The sequence below is a fragment of the Flagellimonas ochracea genome, from assembly GCF_009903685.1.
GTDB classification, from domain to species: Bacteria; Bacteroidota; Bacteroidia; order Flavobacteriales; family Flavobacteriaceae; genus Flagellimonas; species Flagellimonas ochracea.
Genome location: NZ_JAAABI010000002.1, coordinates 77,818 through 97,588 on the forward strand (window position 1 = coordinate 77,818; position 19,771 = coordinate 97,588).

Genomic DNA, 19,771 nt, shown 5'->3' on the forward strand with positions numbered 1-19,771 from the left:
AATCTAAATGATTGGGCTCAAAAAATTGTAAAGTAATAGGGTCCAACCAACGGCCAAAAGTAGTCCTCCGATTGGGGTTACGGGTCCCAAAAAGCGAAGTTTTCTATCCTTGGTGGCACTTAAACAAAGGGCATAAATACTGAAAGAAAACAAAAGGGTTCCAAAGACAAAACAGTTGATAATGGCTGAATCAAGAGGACGGTCAAAACCCAAATTAAAACTCAACACAATAAGGACGATGGCGTGGTACATCTGATATTTGACCCCTGTCTCAAAACTTAGGAGCAGTTCAGGGGTCAATTTTTGTTTTAATACATGAGCACCAAAAGCGCCCAAAATTATGGCCAACAAACCATAAAGGGCTCCCATGAACTGCGCCAATAGAATTATCTCCATTGTTTCTTTATAAATCTATACTGATTTCATAGTCTGAAGTGATCTTGAAAGCACATTCCCTATACTTTGGAGGACCAAATGTGTGCATCTTTCCTTTGGAAAAAGCAATTTTTTCTTTGGGTATGCCCAACCAATTGGTGTCCAATTCGCCGTTTGCATTTTCATCATGGAACACGGCCAATGCATACTCCCCAACAGGCAAATCATCAATCCTAAGGGTAACCATCCCCTCATTGGCAGGCACACTGCCTGTCTTCAAAACTTTATCAAATGAAAGAAAGGAATCATCAGAATCATAAACCGCCACATTGACGTGGCCTGAGTCAGAATCCACGTTTTTTACGTGCACGGAAATAGTGTTTTGAGCCAAAAGAAAAGAGGGAAGGAAAACAAATGTCAATAAAATATTTCTCATACTAACCTGGAACATTTTATGTATCATCTCACATATACGGTTTCAAAATTCGTTTTGGTTCTTCTGAGGTTTTGACAGTTCAGTTTGCAAAATACTATATATTTTTTGGGTTTTTAAACTATCCTTGAAATTGAAAAACATTTTAAGCGAGTCATGATGGACCAATTTTATTTTCTGCTGCCTTAGATCATCTACAAAAACGTATACTTTGGTTTGGTTCAATGAGTCCACAAAAATTCCTTTTTCCTTTATCATCCAAGAAAAGCCTGAAGAACGTTCCATTTCGGGCAACTTCTTCACCAACATAATGCTGTCCATGTCTGCAACCGCAATCTTTTGATGGTAGATTCCGGAGAAAATCCGAAACGTTCCATCTTCCATCTTTTGCCAGTTTTTATAATGAGCTACAAAAGCAAGTGAACAGGCTATTAGTGTAAGAACAATTAAAATGTTCCAAAACCAATGTCGCCTCTTTTTACTCGTCATCTTCTTTGTCTGCTCTGTACTTATCGAACCATGCCACGGTATGGGCTATCTTGGTTATCAAATTGCTGGGTCTGCTTGCTATGCCATGGCTAGCTCCAGGGATTTCTACCAAAACCGTCTCAATCTTCCGCAATTTTAGGGCATGATACAGCTGCTTGGCTTCACTGGGAGGAGTTCTCAAATCATCCATCCCGACCATTACCATGGTGGGGGTCTCTACATTACCAACGAGCGAAATGGGGGAAAATTTCCAATAGCCCTCAAAATTTTCCCAAGGTTGCCCTGGATAGCGATGATCATAATAATAGAAGTAGTTGTCCGCCACCAAAGTCTTACTGATCCAGTTCATGACCGGTTTTGCTACCACGGCAGCTTCAAATCGGTTGTTTTTTCCAATAATCCAGGCTGACATGATGCCTCCGGCACTGCCTCCAGTCACAAAAAGTTGGTCTTCATGGGCAATGCCCATTTTAATACAATGGTCCACACCGTCCATTACATCATCATAATCTTGTCCTGGATAATTATTGTACAAAAGATTCCCAAATTCCTCCCCGTAGCTGGTACTTCCTCGAGGGTTGGGATAGAATACAACATAACCTGCTGAGGCATAAAGCTGCATTTCAATGGAAAATCGGTCTCCGTAATTCAAAATCGGGCCTCCATGATTTTCCACCATAAACGGATATTTTTTGTTCTTATCATAATTTGGTGGATATACAACCCAACCTTGGATATCGCGGCCATCATAAGAAGATTTGTACCACACTTCCTCCACGTTGCCCAAACTCCGATAATTGAGCAAAGCACCATTCAAATCTGTAATCTTCTTAGGATTTACAGCCCTTGAACCACGTATGGCCAGTTCCGCTGGATTATTGGGCCTTGTCTGGGTAAAGGCGATGGTCCCATTTTCAGAAACACTGTATGATCCACTGGCATAAGGTCTTCCTAGAGTTGTACCTCCCACATTATCGACCAACTTCTCTACATTTCCCGAAAGAGAGATATATCCAATCTTCCCATTCCCTTTGTCATCATAGTAAATGTATAGTCCCTTGCCCTTGGCATCCCATTGAATTCTAGACAGGGTTCTGTCCAATGCCCCTGAAATCATACGTTTATTGCTACCATCAATGTTCATGATATGCAGTTTTCGAGTTTGATAGGCCTGCACCTTGTCTTCAAAGCCCAGGTAGGCGATTTGTTTCCCATCCGGCGATACCTGTGGATTGTAATCTGGTCCATTGCGGTCTGTCAAGGCCACAATTTCACCACTTTCCACTTCTACGGAGTAGATTTCGCTATTCCTGAAACGATATTCCCAGTCTTCAACCCTATTGGCAGAAAAATAAATCTTCGCCCCATCCGGAGACCAAGATAGAGTCCCTCGATGATGCCAATCACCCGAGGTGATCTGACGAGGGGCGCCCCCATCAGCAGGTATTGTAAAAATATGGCTGAATCCGGGTTTAATATATCCCCTGCCATCGGCTTCATGGTAAACGCGATCAGTGATTCTTGGCGAATCCGCCCATTTTGCTCCTTTGGGCTTTTTGGGAATTTTCGCTATTACTGGAGGTGCTTCAGGCACGTTCATGGAAAAAGCCAGTTGCTTCCCATTGGGCGACCAAGTTAGTGAGCTGGGACTGAAGGGCAATTGGGTAAGTCGGGCCACTTTGCCGGTTGCCACCCAGTACATATAAATTTCCGAACCCTCATCCGTAGTGCTCGAAAAAACAATACGGTCTCCGTTTGGGGACCACTGCGGATTGGTTTCGTTGACCTCTCGAGCAGTAAGTTTCTGATGTTGGCTTCCATCAGTCCTTATTATCCATAGATTGCCTTTGGATTTGTCTTTAAGGATATCAAATCCTACCCTCCTATAAACCACCCATTCCCCGTTCGGTGAAATTTGCGGGTCAGAGGCATATTGCATATCAAAAACATCGAGATAGGAGAAGTTTTCTTTTTGGGCTGTTGAAACATGAATAGTTAGACCAAAAAGAACAAATAATAATAGTTTGTGCATTGTGTAGCGTTTTGAAGTATTTAAAGGTAATGGAAAGTGTGGATTCTAACAACCAGGCACATTATTGCAGGTCTTGTTTCATAACTTATTATATTTATTCAAAATCGCCAATCGTCTATGCTTAAATTTTTCCGCCATATTCGGCAAAAAATGCTTTCTGAGAACAAGTTCTCAAAATATTTGCTCTATGCAATAGGCGAAATCGTATTGGTCGTCATTGGTATTTTGATTGCGTTGCAAATCAATAACTGGAACGAGCAGAGAAAGAAAGATGAGCAATTGAAACAATATCGTAAAAACTTAGTCGCCGAACTGAAAACTGATTTAAAGGTTTTGGACAGTCTGAATCGCCAAAGGGAAGCTCATGAAAAAAAGGTCAACGACTATATAAATTACTATAACCAAGAAAACATTCTCATCGATACCCTCATACAAAAAAAGGAAAATGTGTCCTATTCATTGGACAGTTTCAACAAATCCTCATTTACGCTCGACGAATTAGGTGCCACTGGGAATATTTCTCTTTTTTCCGATAGCGAAAAAGAAGCTATTGCCAAACTAAAAAACACCCATGAAATCTTTCAATACTATGAAAGAAAAACTTTAGATGCAACGGTCGACATCATTCAGGAGTATGTGATGGCCACCGATAATTTTTACGAAAACAAAATCACGCCAAAACAGCACCATTCAGTGAAAGATTGGCAGCACAATTTGGATTCAAGACAATACCTTCTGTTAAACAATCAGTTCTACAACGTTATTGTCCTTTATAAATTTCAAAAAAATATGGTGTATCCCGCAATCCGAAAGGATACAGAGGCGCTGATGAACATCCTTGAAAACAAATTGGATGGCAACTATAAATCTATAAAATGAATTTCAAAAATAAGAAAATACTGATTACAGGTGCCTCCCGAGGTATCGGTAAGGCCACTGCCCAAGCATTTGCTGAAAAAGGGGCACAAGTAGGTCTAAATTTTCGAAGTAATATAGAAGAGGCCAAAAAAACGCTGGCGGAACTTTATGGTAAAGGCCATCAACTTTTTCAAAAAGACATCAGCAGCAAAGCTAACTGTCAAGCCCTCGTGGAAGAGTTTGTAAATCATTATGGAAAATTGGATGTGCTGGTCAACAATGCAGGAATCTCCATCTTTCATGAAATTGATACCGTCGATTTTGACCATTGGACCTATGCTTTCGAAGAAATTTTTAAAACCAACCTCTTCGCAGCTGCCAACCTTTGCTATTGGGGGGCTCAAGCGATGATGAAATCGGGTGGGGGCCGCATTGTCAATGTATCTTCGCGAGGGGCATTTCGGGGCGAACCTACCAAACCGGCCTACGGTGCCAGCAAGGCAGCACTCAATGCCATGAGCCAATCGTTGGCCAAAAAATTGGCACCACACCATATTTATGTCGGAGTAGTAGCTCCCGGATTTACGGAGACCGAAATGGCAGCAGCTACACTAACTCCCGCTGAACGGGAAAATTTACTACGAGAGTCACCGTTTAAGCGCATGGCGAAACCCGAAGAAGTGGCCCATGCCATCCTCTTTTTGGCTTCAGATGGAGCTGAATATTCATCAGGCGCCATTATCGACGTGAATGGCGCTTCGTATCTTCGAAGCTAATGAAAGCTGCTATGATTGACTGGAATTCGAAAGAGGACTTTATTCTTTAATTAACTTGAACGACACTTCTGGATTAGTGGAAACAACTAATATATAGATTCCAGAAGGTAGGTCATCAACCGGAATTTTTATTTCACCATTACTGATTTCGTAATTGTCAGAACGAATAAATTGTCCGTTAATGCTATAGATGCTTATAGAAATCTTGCCTATTCCCTCTCCCACTCTGACAATGGTTTCATAAGAAGTAGGATTGGAGTAAAGAATAGGTCTGTTTTCAATATCAATGGTTTCAGAATAGATACCTTCACATCGTAGTTTTGAGTATACTTGTAACACATCTCCATTTTTCACCAAAGTACTAAACTGTCTATTTTCAAATTCACCAACTTTTGAATCATTGATCTCTAGGATATAAGGCGGAGTCCCTCCTTCAATATCAATGGATGCGGTTATGCTTTCGCCTACTGCTTTGAGTTCAGTGGTTGTAGTCATTTGGGTTGCTTCTGAAACCACTATGTTGTAGCATTGTTCAATATTGTCATTGCCTTGGACCCCTAAGCAAAGATGATGCTCGCCAGGGGCCAAGTCGCTTATTGTGAACTCAGTGGTGAAAGTAAATTCTTGACCATCTAAGTTTGCAGAATAGTTGTAATAATCTTTGGGTATAATGGTAATGCTACCATCATTTTTGTCCACACAGGTTTCCCCATTAATTTCAATCAAAAAATTATCGGAACCGAAATTAACCAGACCTTCATAGTATTCTTGGGCCAAACTAAAGGATTCTTTACCTATTTTTTCGCCCATGAGCCTCCCTGGAATGTCATCAATAGGAGGATGAATACCTCCCCATATCCTAGAAAGACTTGTTTGGTCTGAAGCATCCCTATACGTAGCCCATTGTAGCGTCAAATTTTCACTGGGCCCTTGCTCAAAAACCAGAAAATTATTTTGTTCAATATCAAAAATACCCATTCCTCCTGGGAAAAAAGCATCTCCAGTTATCAAGGTCAATACTTCAGCAGCCGCTCTGGAAAAGGTGGAATGGCCTGAAACATAACCCGCAAATGGAGGTGTTACAAATGTAGGACGCTGATATGGCCACCAATGTGTTCCAAGAATCCAATCTACACCGGCAACATCCATAGTAGGGTCCGAAATAAAATCAGGTCCTTTCCAGCCCAGAATTTTAACTTTATTGACATTCTCATCCATTGGCCCCGCCAATGGGTCTCCCGTTTCGATCAATTCGATTCTTCCAGGTATCAAGGGAAGACCATGCGGATTATAACTTGGCAAGGCAGCATTGGTGCTCTGCCCTTTGGACGCCATATATCTTATAGCAGAAATAGGTCTGATATAATCATAATAACCCTTTACACCCCAAGTAGTTACAGCTGCATCGTGCATGGCGCCACCCAAGGCAAGATACGATTTCACATCCCATTCCAAGTCGCTTGATAATGGCTCATTCCCTCCAAAATATTTTACGGTTTCAGGATGATCAGATACGTAATTAAGTATGGTGAACCAGTGCCCTGGCGGTGTTTCTGAATCAGGTCCGTCAGCCCAAAATTCTGCCAATACCCTTGCATAATCGGCACGCTTAACCATTTGAGGTTCATAGGGTTGTTGGGTGTACGGATTTAATGGATGTCCAGTACTTATATCACCACCTTCCATGAAGTTATAGAAAGTTTGGTACTCGGAAAACGTATTAGGATAATTTTCAATGCCAACATTTCCTATGGATGCAGGTGAAATATCTATTTCCGTTGGATCGTTTGGATCAAGATGAGAAGACCAAGAAGCCACTAATGCAAAATGCCATTTGTAGGGATCTTCGATACCATTTCCCATCTGAATTTCCGGTGGCGCTCCAGGATCATTATAAATATAACTGTCAAAATCATTTTGTAGGATTGCTAAATCTGCTTCCCTAAGTGCAAAAGGAGTAACTTCTCCCCACTCCGGGCTAAGAAATTCCGGAGTATTCCCAGTAATCAAATTTCCACTTTGATCTACAAAACTTTCAAATTTTAATGGCTGCCATCTATTTGGATCAGCCAGTGCAAAGGGTTCTTGATAACTATCAAGTTCAAGTGGTTGATTGACCGGATTATAGTATTCATTCTCATATCCATTGCTTTCATTGGAGCCATCATTAAGCCCAAAACTTATCAATTGCTCTGCCAAATAATTGCCCAAGGCGGCATACGATCCGCTGCTATAATCTGTACTTGTCATATTGGAATCATAACCTAGAGAACTGAATAGATTATTTGTAATTTGCAATGTGGCAGTTGCTCCTGGTGATTCGGCAAACCTATGATTTAATAGGCGATACATCGCATAACTCATGATTTCTTCAGATGCATCTTCAACATCTGCTGGCTCGACTATACCCTCGAACTCGCACGAATACCCTCCGAAAGTTTTACCTAAAAAAACAGTTTCCGCCTTATCTTCAAAAATAGCCCAAGCGTCATACATGGCCATAGAGGTATGGAATAGGTTACGCGCATGGACAGTCGGTCTTGCAAAATCCCATCTAATCGCATTCAATAAAACCTCATTCCATTGTCTTGCCACAGAATGCTCTGATTCATTTTCATTAGAACCATTACCATGATTATCATCAACTTCTATGGCATTTGAACCTTCGGTAATTGTTATGGCCTGGTTGGCATCTATATTCTCGATTAGGTCAACAATTCCGCTGAGCCATGTTACCTCTACATAATCAACTGACGTGGCAGAACCCAAGCCAACGAACTCATAACTGCTATTTTGCCCAATATAGCCCTCTCCACATAGTGTATATCTATAAAAAGTCTGACCCCCGATACCTATTTTGATATATGACCCAATACCCATACGGTTGCTATCCGTACCCACTAATTTTATTTTTAGCCAATTGTTTTGGGTTACGGATTTATTTCTCCAAACGTCCAACGGTTCGTCGTTTAAATTAACAACAACCAAATCGGGAAGGCCATCGTTTTGAATATCCCCTATTGCATTGCCATAACTACTCGCCATATCATCTTCAAATCCGTTCGACTCAGGAACAAAGTAATCTCCATTACCATCATTTTCATAGTAGGCGGATGATATTCTATCATCGGTACCATCTAAATGGCCATTCACGAACAGATCTAAATCCCCATCATTTTCTGAATCAAGAAAAACAGCTCCCCACCCAAAGCTGTCAAACCGGGTACCATTACTTTGTGCAATATTAGTAAAAGTGCCATCCCCGTTATTCTTCATGAAAGCATTCCCAAAAACGCTTGTTACAAGGTCAGGTGGATAGATATTGGTAATGTATACATCAAGAAATCCGTCGTTGTCATAATCCGAAATGGTGGTGGACATTCCATCCATTTCCAAATCCATATTCGACAAAATACTCACGTCTTGAAAGGTTCCGTCACCATTGTTCTTGTATAGGACATTTTGTACCAAGTCTTTATCATTGGCCAAAATAATGTCCTGAAACCCATCACGGTCATAATCAAAAAAAGAAGCGCTTTGCGTCATCTTGCCCGTTAGGTGTAGGCCAGCTGAATCTGTTACATCAGTGAATGTGCCATCCCCATTATTGTGGTATAATAGATTATGTTCCATTAGGTCTACTGAAGCTCTAACCATCAAAAAAGCATCGAGATAACCGTCATTGTCGTAATCTCCCCATGCAACTCCCCAATAGGCCCATGATGGTGAAGCAATATTGGAAGACTCAAGAATATCCGTAAAATTGTTGTTGCCATCATTTCTGTAAAACCAGCAGCGTCCCAAATCACTTGTAGCAAAAAAATCATTGTCGCCATCATTGTCAAAATCAACCCAAGTTACCTGACGTGATTGTAAGCCATTACTGCTGATCGGTAAATCTTGTACAGCAAATAGTCCTCCTGTATTTTTTAAAAATTGAAAGTCTTTGGTCGAGGAAGAGGGTATGGTAATATCGTCCCAGCCATCACCATCATAATCCACAAATGAAATCCCAGGTCCATGAAATGTGGCGATTTGACCATAGCCTACCTCGCCGTCACTGGAGAATACGGAAGATCTTTCAAAATATGCCTGGCCATGGATACCATGAGCTAGAAAAATGAAAAAAAAGCTAAAAAGTAGTCGATGCCCACTTACCATGAAATGTTAAGTAATTGTAAAACGATGCAATATTAGCAATTAGATTTGAAATCAACAATCCAGGGGGATTAAATGCGCTAAGCTCTGGATTAACCGCTCTCAAATAGGTTTTTTTAGTCTTTATTAGGCTGTTCAAGATATAGTTTTTCACTGATGATACAAGTACCGGGCGCAAAACCAAGCAGTAGCTGCGCCTTCCCAGTTTTAGAAACATAGCGCCATGATACAATCATTGATTTGACAGGTCTTTGTATATTAGAGGTTGATGAAAGCCGCTACCATTGCCCAACTGAAAAAAGAACTGCAATATCAGAATTGCGAGGAGCTGTTGGCCATTACCTTGAGGTTGGCGCGATTTAAGAAAGAAAACAAAGAGCTGCTCACCTACCTCCTATTCGAATCAGGAAATGAGTCCAACTATATTGAAAGCATAAAGGCTGAGGTGGACCAGCAATTTGAAGAAATCAACCGCCACAGCTTTTTTTACATTAAAAAAAGTGTGCGAAAGATTTTGCGTACCCTTAAAAAGTATATCCGGTACTCTGGAAACAAGGAGACGGAAATTGAACTTTTGCTTTTCTTTTGTCAAAAACTGAATGCATTTCGACCCACCATAAAACAAAATACCGCCCTCTACAACCTATATCAAAGACAATTGGTCTTTATTGAGAAAAAATTGACCTTACTACACGAAGATCTACAGTATGATTTAGGTATGGCCCTGAATGAACTAAAAGATTTTTGATTATTTCAAATACTTCGATAACCATCTTTTTCGAAACCAGATTGATTATAAATTATTTGACAACCATAGACTTACCATTCAAAATTTGTAATTTTATATGGCAACTATGAACAAGTTTTTAGCCATAGGAACAGCATTGCTCATTTTACTTCAGAGCATCAACATTCACTTTAACGACTTAGTGGAGCTGGATGAACTTGTGGAACACTATCAATACCATAATGAAGAATATGGTGATAATTTTTTGGTCTTCCTATCAAAACATTATGGCAAGCAAAAGGCCGATCACAGTCAAAAACATCAAGAAGAGCAAGAAGACCATGAAAAGCTTCCTTTTCAACACCAAACGCAATGCTCCCAGCTTTTGGTCTTTGTCGTCAATGCCAAGCCCATTCTGGAATCCCGTTCTGAAATGCCTATGACAACCTCGGGGAATTTCCATTATCAAAAATCCTACTCCTCCATTTGGTCGGATAGCCCTTTTCAGCCTCCAAAACACGCATAATTCATAGTATTCAGCTTTGCTGAACTCTTTCATCAGATGCATTATTGGAATTTATAACGCTATCTATTATCTATGAATCATGTTTTCAAAAATCATTAATTTTAGTATCAAGAACAAATTCGCTGTTCTTCTTTTCACATTTTTTATAATCTGTTTTGGACTGTTTTCACTATCCAAGATATCCATAGGTGCCGTTCCCGATGTCACCAACAATCAGGTGCAGGTCATCACTACCTCTAGAAGTCTTTCCACTCAGGACATGGAGCAATTTATTACCTATCCTGTAGAGCTGGAAATGGCTAACTTGCCCAGCGTTAAGGAAATCCGTTCTGTATCAAAGTTTGGACTTTCCGTGGTTACCATTGTTTTTGAAGATAATATGGGAACCTATCTTCCGAGACAGTTGATTGCAGAAAAAATAAAATCCGCTTCAAAACGAATTCCCGAAAGTTTTGGCACACCGGAAATGGGTCCCATAACCACGGGGTTGGGAGAAATCTACCAGTATATTCTAGATGTAGAGCCCGCCTACAAGGACCTGTACAGCCCTACCCAACTCAGGACCATTCAGGATTGGATAGTGAAACGCCAGCTTTCGGGTATTCCCGGAGTGGTCGAAGTCAATACCTGGGGAGGATACCTGAAGCAGTATGAGGTGGCCATTAAGACCCAAAAATTAAATGCTTTGCGTGTTACCGCCAAAGAAGTCTTCAAAGCTTTGGAAAAGAACAACAGTGTTGCCGGTGGCGGATATATTGAAAAAGTAGATCAGGCCTACTTTATTAGGGGTGAGGGTCTAATAGGGAGTTTGAATGATATCGAGAAGATTGTAGTGACCACACGAAATGAAATTCCTATTTACATAAAAGATGTGGCCGAGGTGGGCTTTGGCAGTGCGCCACGTTTTGGGGCCATTACTGGTAATGGTGAGGGGGAGAAGGTTCTGGGTCAAATTATGATGCTCAAGAATGCCAACTCCAAAGAAGTTATCGATGCGGTAAAGGAAAGGGTGGCCAATATATCAAAATCATTGCCCGAAGGGGTGTATATCAATCCCTTTTTGGACCGCAGTGAACTTATCGGAAGAACAACCTTTACTGTTACCGAAAATCTCATTCTAGGCTGTTTGATTGTCATCTTTGTGGTGGTACTGCTTTTGGGCAATTGGCGATCCGGCCTTGTTGTTGCTTCCGTTATTCCACTTTGTCTGCTCTTTGCGCTTTCGTTGATGTATCTTTTTGGGGTGGATGCCAATCTTTTGAGTCTTGGGGCGATTGATTTTGGCATCATCATAGATGGGGCAGTAATAATCGTGGAGTATATTGCCTTTCAGATTAGCAAAAGATACACAGAGCTCAACGCCGCTTCCAAGGCCCAAGCGCTTATCTTGAAGGATGAAATTACTTTGGAGGGCGCTTCCAAAATGATGAACTCGGCCATCTTTGGGCAACTGATCATTTTAATAGTATTCATCCCCATTTTATCCTTGAGTGGTGTTGAAGGAAAAATGTTCAGGCCCATGGCATTGACGTTCAGTTTTGCCCTATTGGGTGCCATCGTGTTTTGTTTCACCTATGTTCCGGTAGCTTCTTCATTAGTTTTGAAGCCAAAAAAAGATTCTTCAAAAAATATCGCTGTCCGGTTAATGCGCTGGATAAACAGGCAGTATGAGCCTGTCATTCACTGGGCCTTACGAAGTAAAAAACTGGTATTGTCCATAGCAGCAGTGTTGCTATTGGGAGCTGCGCTTTTATTCTCCACGATGGGGGCAGAGTTTGTGCCTACGCTGGACGAAGGTGATTTTGTAATTCAACCCGTGCTCAAAACCGGTACTTCGTTGGCAAAAACAGTAGAGACCACGACCAAAATCGAACAAATTTTGTTGGACAAGTTTCCTGAAGTAAAGCAGGTGGTCAGCAGAATTGGAGCCGCGGAGGTGCCAACAGATCCCATGTCCATGGAAGAAAGTGATGTGATCATCATACTCAAGCCAAAATCGGAATGGGTTTCCGCAAAGACCAAAGATGAACTGGCCGACAAATTCAAAGAAGCGCTTCGGATAATACCCAGCATCGAAGTGGAATTTACCCAACCCATAGAAATGCGCTTTAACGAGTTGATTACCGGAGTAAGGGCGGATATTGCCATAAAAATTTTTGGAGAAGACCTAGAGACATTGAACAAAAAGGCGAATGAAATTAAAAGTCTCATAGAAAACGTTGAAGGTGCATCCGATATCACGGTGGAGAAGGTGGAAGGACTGCCGCAAATGAATGTAACCTATGATCGGGGCAAAATTGCCCGTCACGGCCTCAATATTGCAGATCTGAATGAAATGATTTCGATGGGATTCGCAGGAAAAGTCGTAGGTAGCATCTTTGAAGGAGAAAGACAGTTTGATTTAGTGGTCCGTCTTGGTGATTCTAATCGAGAGGATATTTCAGATCTTAGAAACCTTTATGTCGATGTACCGTCCGGCGGAAAGATTCCGCTCAGTGAACTGGCACAAATTACCTATCAAAAAGGGGCGGCCAAAATTTCTAGGGACGATACGCATAGGCGAATTGTAGTGGGCATAAATGTCAGGAATCGTGATCTACAATCTGTGGTAGATGATGTGGAAGCGTTGATCAACGATAATTTGGTTTTGCCCTCGGGGTATACGGTGTCTTATGGGGGACAATTTGAAAATCTTCAGAATGCCAAAGGGAGGTTACTGATTGCTGTTCCCATTGCACTATTGCTCATCTTCATCATGTTATACTTTGCATTCAATTCGATTAAAGAGGCCCTCTTGATTTTCTCAGCCATACCTCTTGCCGCCGTTGGCGGTGTTCTGCTACTCTGGATACGGGGCATGCCCTTTAGCATTTCCGCTGGGGTAGGTTTTATTGCCCTTTTTGGGATAGCCGTGCTCAACGGAATTGTCCTCATTGAACACTTTAAAGAACTGGGGCGTTCTGACTTTGACTCCATGGAAGATTTGATTGTGCAAGGAACCAAAGATCGTCTTCGAGCAGTTCTGCTCACAGCTTCGGCAGCTGCTCTGGGATTCCTGCCCATGGCGGTTTCCACCAATGCAGGTGCAGAAGTACAAAGACCTTTGGCCACGGTGGTTATTGGAGGATTGATCACAGCTACTTTATTAACCTTGATAGTTCTCCCCGTTTTGTATGCGTACACACATAACATCCAAGTCGGAAGAATGAAAAAGAAAAAGAAAATGTTCAAAAAAATATTGATGCTTATTTTGCTGCTCTTCCCCATTCCTGGGATGTCACAACAGCAAATGGATTTGCAAGAATTGATGGAGCTTTCCTTGAAAAATAACAAAGGAATGAATGCCAATGCACTAATGCTCGATCAAGCAGAAACCCTGAAAGGAACGGCTTTTCAATTTGAAAAGACTGAAGTGTATTACCATTATGATGAAAACAACTTAGCCATAAATGGAGAACCCATTACAGTTTTTGGGGTGCAGCAGCAGTTTGAATTTCCATCCGTGTATGGTGCAAAAAGTAAACTTCAAACGGCCAATTATCAACTTCAAAAAAGTGCATTTGAAATACGAAAAAAAGAATTGTACAAATCACTGAGCATGGCCTATTATCAATTTCAGACCCTGAACCAGAAAGCAGTCCTCTACAAGACCCTGGATAGCATCTATACCCAATTTGCCCATGCTGCCAACAGACGATTTGAGCTTGGAGAGACCAACTACTTGGAGAAAGTCACAGCACTTGCCAAGCAGCGGCAAATCGCAAATGCATATTCCAAGATTCACAGAGAAATTAAAACCTCATATACTGAAATAGCAAGTTTGGTGCAAAGTGATGATTCATTGGACATAAGCATCCAACACCCCACTAAACTGGCCTTACAAAATTCTGTCGGACTTCTGGAAACGGAAACCTCTTTCTTAAACTACAGGCAACAACTCAGTAATGCCCAAAATCGACTGGAAGCAAACCGGCTGCTCCCTGATATCAACCTAGAATATTTCCAGGGCACCAACAAAGGACTGGGAACATCACTATACGGCGTTCAACTCGGATTGAAGATTCCTGTGTTCTTCTTTGGACATAGTAGCAAGCTTAAATCTTCAAAGATAAAAGCGGAAATCACAGCTATGGAAAACCAACAAATGGCCATTACTGCCATGCAAAGGCGTGAGGCCTTATTTGGCCAGTTGGAACAACAGGCCAAAGAGCTTGAATATTATGAAAAAGAAGGGACACAGCTTTCAGAACAAATCATAAAAGCGGCTTCTGGAAATTTTTTAAACGGGGAGATTGATTTTTTTCAGTACATCCAAAGTCTCGAAAACGCCTACGAAATCCAACTAAACTATTTAGACGTGCTAAACCAGTACAATCAAACCGTAATTGCAATTAATTATTTGACGATAACCCTATAAATCATGAAAAATATATTCTTCTACTTTTTATCTGCTTTCCTTCTTCTACTGATGGGGTGTGGCAACGAAAAAAAACAATACCCATCGCAGGAACACGAAATACTAGAAATCAGACTGACCCAAGAGCAGTTCAACACCAACAACTTTCAATTGGGAACCTTGGAGAAAAAAACGTTCCCAAAAATGGTGGAAACCTCTGGCATTATCGACGTACCGCCTCAAAACAAAGCTGTGATTACGGCCTTTATGGGCGGTTTTGTAAAAAAAACCCTTTTGTTGGTAGGCGATAAGGTCAAGAAAGGTCAAGCTTTGATAACCTTGGAAAATCAAGAATTTGTAAAAATGCAACAAGAGTATCTTGGGGTGTACAACCAGCTCGATTTTTTGAAGGTCGAATATACCCGAAACAAAACGCTTTTTGAGGAAAACATCACTTCAGAAAAAAAATATCTAGAGGCAAAGAGCAATTACGAAACTTCATTGGCAAAGTATGAAGGCCTCAAAAAGCAGTTACAAATGCTAAACATATCACCAAAAAACGTGGAACAGTTGATCATAACATCGGAAGCGGTAATTTATTCTCCGATTGATGGCAGTATCACCAAAATGAACGTGTCGACAGGAAGTTACGTGGCCCCATCCACCGAAATGTTGGAGATTGTTGATAACAACCACGTGCACTTGGAACTCACAGTGTTCGAAAAGGATATCTTAAAAGTGAAAAAGGGTCAAAAAATCCAGTTTGAAATCCCAGAATCCTCCGAAGACCCCTATACGGCAACTGTTTATTTAGTGGGAACTTCCATTGATGATGCCAAACGTACCATTAAGGTCCACGGACATCTGGATAATGAAAACAACAATTTTCTACCTGGCATGTTCGTAAATGCCCATATTATGACCGATGTCACACAGGTTTGGTCCTTGCCAGTAGATGCCGTCACAAGCTCAGAAGGAATATCCTATCTTTTAAAACTGGTTTCCAATCAAGAAGACAATCTTATCTTTCAAAAGGTTAGTGTCACTACGGGAAGTACTTTTAAGGATTATATCGAGATAAAGCCTTCCGAAAATATAAAGCCAGAGGACCAATTTTTGGTGAAAGGTGTCTTTGGTCTTCTTGGAAATTGAACTACCCCAGACCTACGTCCAAGGTCATCATGATGATAAACCCCCCGATGAAGCCCATGGTGGCGATATCGGTATATTTATCCTGTTGGGTCTCCGGAATCACCTCCTCCACCACCACAAAGATCATGGCCCCTGCAGCGAACGCAAGTGCATAAGGCAAAATGGGCTCGAAAGTTAATACCGCCCAAGCACCCAACACGCCAGCGATGGGCTCCACGATTGCCGAAGCCTGACCATACATCCAGCTTTTTCTTCTACTTAGACCATGCCGCCTCATAGGCACTGCAACGGCAAAACCCTCTGGAAAATTCTGAAGACCAATACCCAATGCCAAGGCAACGGCTCCACCAATTGTGGCCCCTTCAAACCCCGAAGCTACTCCGCCGAAAAGTACTCCCACGGCAAGACCTTCAGGAATGTTGTGCAAGGTGATGGCCAACACCAATAAGGTGGTTCTGTGCCAAGGTGTTTTAACTCCTTCTGCTTCATCAATCTTAAAGTTTATGTGCAAATGGGGTAAAATTTTATCCAACCCGTAGATAAATAAGGCACCTAACAAAAATCCGGTTGCTGCCGGGATAACCTTAACAAAACCCTCGCCCTCACTCATTTCAATTCCTGGGGCCAAAAGACTCCAAAAGCTGGCAGCGACCATCACGCCCCCCGTAAAACCTAACATACCGTCCATAAGGGCACGTTTTGGGCTCTTGAAAAGGAAAACAAGACCAGCTCCCGCAGCGGTCAGTCCCCAAGTAAACAAGGTGGCATATAAAGCCGCCAAAATGGGGTCAATAGTCTGTAAGTAAGAAATTACCTGTTCCATGGCTTATTCTATTTTAACATATAGGTTAGACGCGATTTGATGTGAAATCCGAAGTTCCCTCCCTTCCATGGCTATCCGAAGAGATTGATCAAAGTCTTCTTTTTCCAGAACTTGTATCGCATTGCCCAGGGCAATCTTGTTCTTATCCAAAAACTTAAGGAACGGGGCTGAAGAATCCTTCACCCCAACACAAACTCCTGAAGCACTAATTGGCATTTCGCTCAGCAATTTTTTATCCCGTTCCATGAACTTACCGTCTTTGGTCGGAATAGGATCACCATGGGGGTCATACTTGGGAAAATCCAGCAGCTCATCAAGTTTATCTATCAACTTTTCACTTTTAATGTGTTCCAATTGCTCTGCCACTTCGTGGACCTCATCCCATGCAAAATCCAACTTTTCAACCAAAAATACCTCCCACAAACGGTGCTTTCTAATAATGGACAACGCTTTCTCCTTGCCAATTTCCGTAAGGGAAACTCCCTGGTACTTTTTGTAGTGCAGCAATCCCTTTTGGGCCAACTTTCGGGCCATGTCTGTCACGGAAGAAGGCTTGGTTTCCATCTGTTCCGCAATAGCATTGGTGGCAATGGAGGTGCCTTTGTGGCCTCCCAAATGAAATATGGTTTTGAGATAGTTTTCCTCCGAACGGGTCATTGGGAAAAATATTTTTTCAAAAATACATTTTTATTTGTCAAAAGCTATTTTTAGATTTGTCTAAATATAATTTTACTTGTATTGAAATTTATTGAAAAGGTATTGGTCCTGCGAATTTTAATGCTGTTCCCTCTTATGGGTGCTGCACAAAAAACTGTTCTTTCAGGAATTGTTTCTGAAAATGGTGCCCCACTGCCCTATGTAAATATAGTGCTCAAAGGAACCCAACTAGGAACCGCGACAGACAAAGAGGGACAGTTCTCATTCACAGAACTGACCCCAGGTTCATATGTGTTGATTGCTTCATCTATTGGTTACAAGCCCTACAGGACCAATATACTGATTGGAAAAGGGGAAGCCAAAAGGCTTGAAATACAATTGGACCCTTCTGCGGAAAGTTTGAAAGAAACTGTGGTGACCGGAACTTTAAAACCTGTTAGCCGATTGGAGAGTCCTGTACCCGTGGAGGTCTACTCCCCTGCTTTTTTCAAAAAAAATCCAACTCCGAGCATTTTTGATGCTCTCCAAAATGTAAACGGAGTGCGCCCCCAAATCAACTGCAATGTGTGCAATACGGGTGATATCCATATCAACGGTTTGGAAGGTCCGTATACTTTGGTGCTTATCGATGGCATGCCCATCGTCAGCGGTTTGGGAACTGTATATGGCCTTACAGGAATCCCCAATTCTTTGATAGAACAAATTGAAATCGTGAAAGGGCCAGCTTCTACCTTGTATGGTAGTGAGGCAGTGGGTGGATTGATTAATATCATCACCAAGCACGCTCCCAACGCCCCTGAATTTTTTATGGATGGGTTTGCAACTGGGTGGGGAGAGTACAATCTGGATGTAGGAAGCAAAATCAGCTTTGGCCAAAAGACCGACTTGTTATTGGGCGTCAACTACTTCAACTATGATATCCCGATTGACAATAATAACGACAATTTTACTGATGTTACCCTTCAGGACCGTATTTCCATTTTCCAAAAATGGAATTTCAAAAGAAAAGACTCGCGAGTGTTTTCGTTGGCAGGTCGGTTTTTCTACGAAGACCGCTGGGGTGGAGAAATGCAATGGACACCCGAATTTCGAGGTGGAGATGAAATCTATGGGGAAAGTATCTATACCCGTAGATGGGAAGTTTTAGGCAAGTATGAGCTTCCCATAAAAGAGAGTGTATTACTTTCCCTTTCCTATAATGATCATACTCAAAACTCTGCCTATGGAAATGAGCTTTACTTGGCCGACCAACGTATCGGTTTTGCCCAACTGACCTGGGACAAGTCGATTGGAAAGCACCATCTGCTTTTGGGGAGTGCCCTCAGATATAACTACTACGATGACAATACCCCCGCGACCCCTCTGGCGGAAAACGTCTGGATTCCCAGTCTATTTGTTCAGGACGAAATCCGGTTGGCCCCAAAACATTCATTTTTAACAGGGCTGCGTTATGATTATGACAACCGACATGGTAATATTTTTACACCAAGAGCCGCTTACAAATGGAAATTTTCCGACCATGATATTTTTAGGGTGAATGCGGGTACCGGATTTCGGGTGGTCAATCTTTTTACGGAAGATCACGCAGCACTCACCGGTGCCAGAGAAGTAGTGATTGCGGAAGCGTTGAAACCAGAACGTTCCATAAATGTCAATCTCAATTATCTAAAAAAGATTTATAGCAACCATGGTACGTTCATGAGTTTGGACGCCTCTGCGTTTTATACGAACTTTTCCAACGTTATCTTGCCCGATTATGACACCAACCCAAACCAGATTATTTACGATAATTTGAATGGAAAATCAGTTTCCCAAGGGGTGAGTGCCAATTTGGAAATGGTATTTGCGAATGGTCTCCGCTTTTTGGCCGGAGCCACCTGGCAGGATGTGAGCAATACCGAAGATGGGGTTGCCCAGCGTCAAATTCTTACAGAGAGTTTCACCGGTACCTGGAATGTATCGTATACTTTTCGTGCCCTCAATCTATCTGTTGATTATACAGGTAACCTATACGGTCCGATGCGTTTGCCACTATTGGGTGACTTGGACCCCAGAGCCCCCAACTCTCCCACATGGAGCATCCAGAACATTCAGTTTACGTATAAAGGCTTAAAGGATTTTGAAGTGTACGGAGGGGTTAAAAACCTATTGGACTGGACCCCTAACCAGGGTAATCCTTTTATTATTGCCAGGGCCAACGATCCTTTTGATCAGAATGTAACCTTTGATAGCAACGGAAATGCCGTAGCAACAGCAAACAATCCATTCGCACTAACTTTTGACCCCAATTATGTGTATGCACCCAATCAGGGTATACGTGGCTTCTTTGGATTGCGATATACCGTTTTCTAAAAGCAAATAGTAGAGCA

The 19,771-nt window shown here is 41.8% G+C and carries 14 protein-coding genes; 7 read left to right on the forward strand and 7 right to left on the reverse strand.

Annotation, left to right across the window (positions count from 1 at the left end; translation table 11 throughout):
- Window positions 1-3: 3 nt before the first annotated feature.
- The 4 genes from GTQ34_RS05870 to GTQ34_RS05885 all read right to left on the reverse strand — a co-directional run bounded on the left by GTQ34_RS05870 (window position 4) and on the right by GTQ34_RS05885 (window position 3,329).
- On the reverse strand, window positions 4-396 hold the full coding sequence (locus tag GTQ34_RS05870; protein WP_166522860.1) for a DUF423 domain-containing protein: 393 nt from the start codon (window positions 394-396) through the stop codon (window positions 4-6).
- 7 nt (window positions 397-403) lie between these two features.
- Complete coding sequence (locus GTQ34_RS05875) at window positions 404-811, reverse strand: DUF2141 domain-containing protein (RefSeq protein WP_166522861.1); 408 nt, start codon at window positions 809-811, stop codon at window positions 404-406.
- Window positions 812-853: 42 nt separating this feature from the next.
- The gene (locus GTQ34_RS05880) at window positions 854-1,192 is read right to left on the reverse strand and encodes a hypothetical protein (protein WP_235914980.1); all 339 of its coding nucleotides are present in this window, start codon (window positions 1,190-1,192) and stop codon (window positions 854-856) included.
- A 94-nt stretch (window positions 1,193-1,286) separates the two neighbouring features.
- Window positions 1,287-3,329 (reverse strand): S9 family peptidase, encoded by a 2,043-nt coding sequence (locus GTQ34_RS05885; protein ID WP_166522863.1) that lies wholly within the window; start codon window positions 3,327-3,329, stop codon window positions 1,287-1,289.
- Window positions 3,330-3,446: 117 nt separating this feature from the next.
- On the opposite strand from GTQ34_RS05885, the gene GTQ34_RS05890 reads away from it, so the two are divergent.
- Together GTQ34_RS05890 and GTQ34_RS05895 are read left to right on the forward strand one after the other, a co-directional pair.
- Window positions 3,447-4,208, forward strand: coding sequence for a DUF6090 family protein (locus tag GTQ34_RS05890; protein WP_166522791.1), 762 nt, complete (start codon window positions 3,447-3,449; stop codon window positions 4,206-4,208).
- Window positions 4,205-4,963 (forward strand): SDR family NAD(P)-dependent oxidoreductase, encoded by a 759-nt coding sequence (locus GTQ34_RS05895; protein ID WP_166522864.1) that lies wholly within the window; start codon window positions 4,205-4,207, stop codon window positions 4,961-4,963. Before GTQ34_RS05890 ends, GTQ34_RS05895 begins: the two co-directional genes overlap by 4 nt.
- Window positions 4,964-5,002: 39 nt before the next feature.
- Here GTQ34_RS05895 and GTQ34_RS16715 read toward each other — a convergent pair whose 3' ends face one another.
- The gene (locus tag GTQ34_RS16715; protein WP_208103851.1) at window positions 5,003-9,124 is read right to left on the reverse strand and encodes an FG-GAP-like repeat-containing protein; all 4,122 of its coding nucleotides are present in this window, start codon (window positions 9,122-9,124) and stop codon (window positions 5,003-5,005) included.
- A gap of 265 nt (window positions 9,125-9,389) precedes the next feature.
- Between GTQ34_RS16715 and GTQ34_RS05915 the strand changes: the two genes are divergently transcribed.
- The 4 genes from GTQ34_RS05915 to GTQ34_RS05930 all read left to right on the forward strand — a co-directional run bounded on the left by GTQ34_RS05915 (window position 9,390) and on the right by GTQ34_RS05930 (window position 15,922).
- Entirely contained in the window at window positions 9,390-9,869 is a 480-nt protein-coding gene (locus tag GTQ34_RS05915; RefSeq protein WP_166522865.1) for a hypothetical protein, read from the forward strand.
- 106 nt (window positions 9,870-9,975) lie between these two features.
- Entirely contained in the window at window positions 9,976-10,374 is a 399-nt protein-coding gene (locus tag GTQ34_RS05920) for a hypothetical protein (protein WP_166522866.1), read from the forward strand.
- A gap of 79 nt (window positions 10,375-10,453) precedes the next feature.
- Window positions 10,454-14,791 carry a CusA/CzcA family heavy metal efflux RND transporter gene (locus GTQ34_RS05925; protein WP_166522867.1) on the forward strand — a complete coding sequence of 1,446 codons (4,338 nt, stop codon included), beginning with the start codon at window positions 10,454-10,456 and terminating at the stop codon, window positions 14,789-14,791.
- A 3-nt stretch (window positions 14,792-14,794) separates the two neighbouring features.
- On the forward strand, window positions 14,795-15,922 hold the full coding sequence (locus tag GTQ34_RS05930; RefSeq protein ID WP_166522868.1) for an efflux RND transporter periplasmic adaptor subunit: 1,128 nt from the start codon (window positions 14,795-14,797) through the stop codon (window positions 15,920-15,922).
- 1 nt (window position 15,923) lies between these two features.
- Here the strand turns inward: GTQ34_RS05930 and GTQ34_RS05935 are convergent, their stop codons facing one another.
- Window positions 15,924-16,745: a ZIP family metal transporter gene (locus GTQ34_RS05935; protein ID WP_166522869.1), complete on the reverse strand. Its 822-nt coding sequence runs from the start codon at window positions 16,743-16,745 to the stop codon at window positions 15,924-15,926.
- 3 nt (window positions 16,746-16,748) lie between these two features.
- Window positions 16,749-17,402, reverse strand: a complete 654-nt coding sequence (locus GTQ34_RS05940) for a metal-dependent transcriptional regulator (protein WP_166522870.1) — start codon at window positions 17,400-17,402, stop codon at window positions 16,749-16,751.
- Between the two features lie 135 nt (window positions 17,403-17,537).
- On the opposite strand from GTQ34_RS05940, the gene GTQ34_RS05945 reads away from it, so the two are divergent.
- Window positions 17,538-19,754, forward strand: coding sequence for a TonB-dependent receptor (locus GTQ34_RS05945; RefSeq protein WP_235915011.1), 2,217 nt, complete (start codon window positions 17,538-17,540; stop codon window positions 19,752-19,754).
- The last annotated feature ends 17 nt before the right edge of the window (window positions 19,755-19,771 follow it).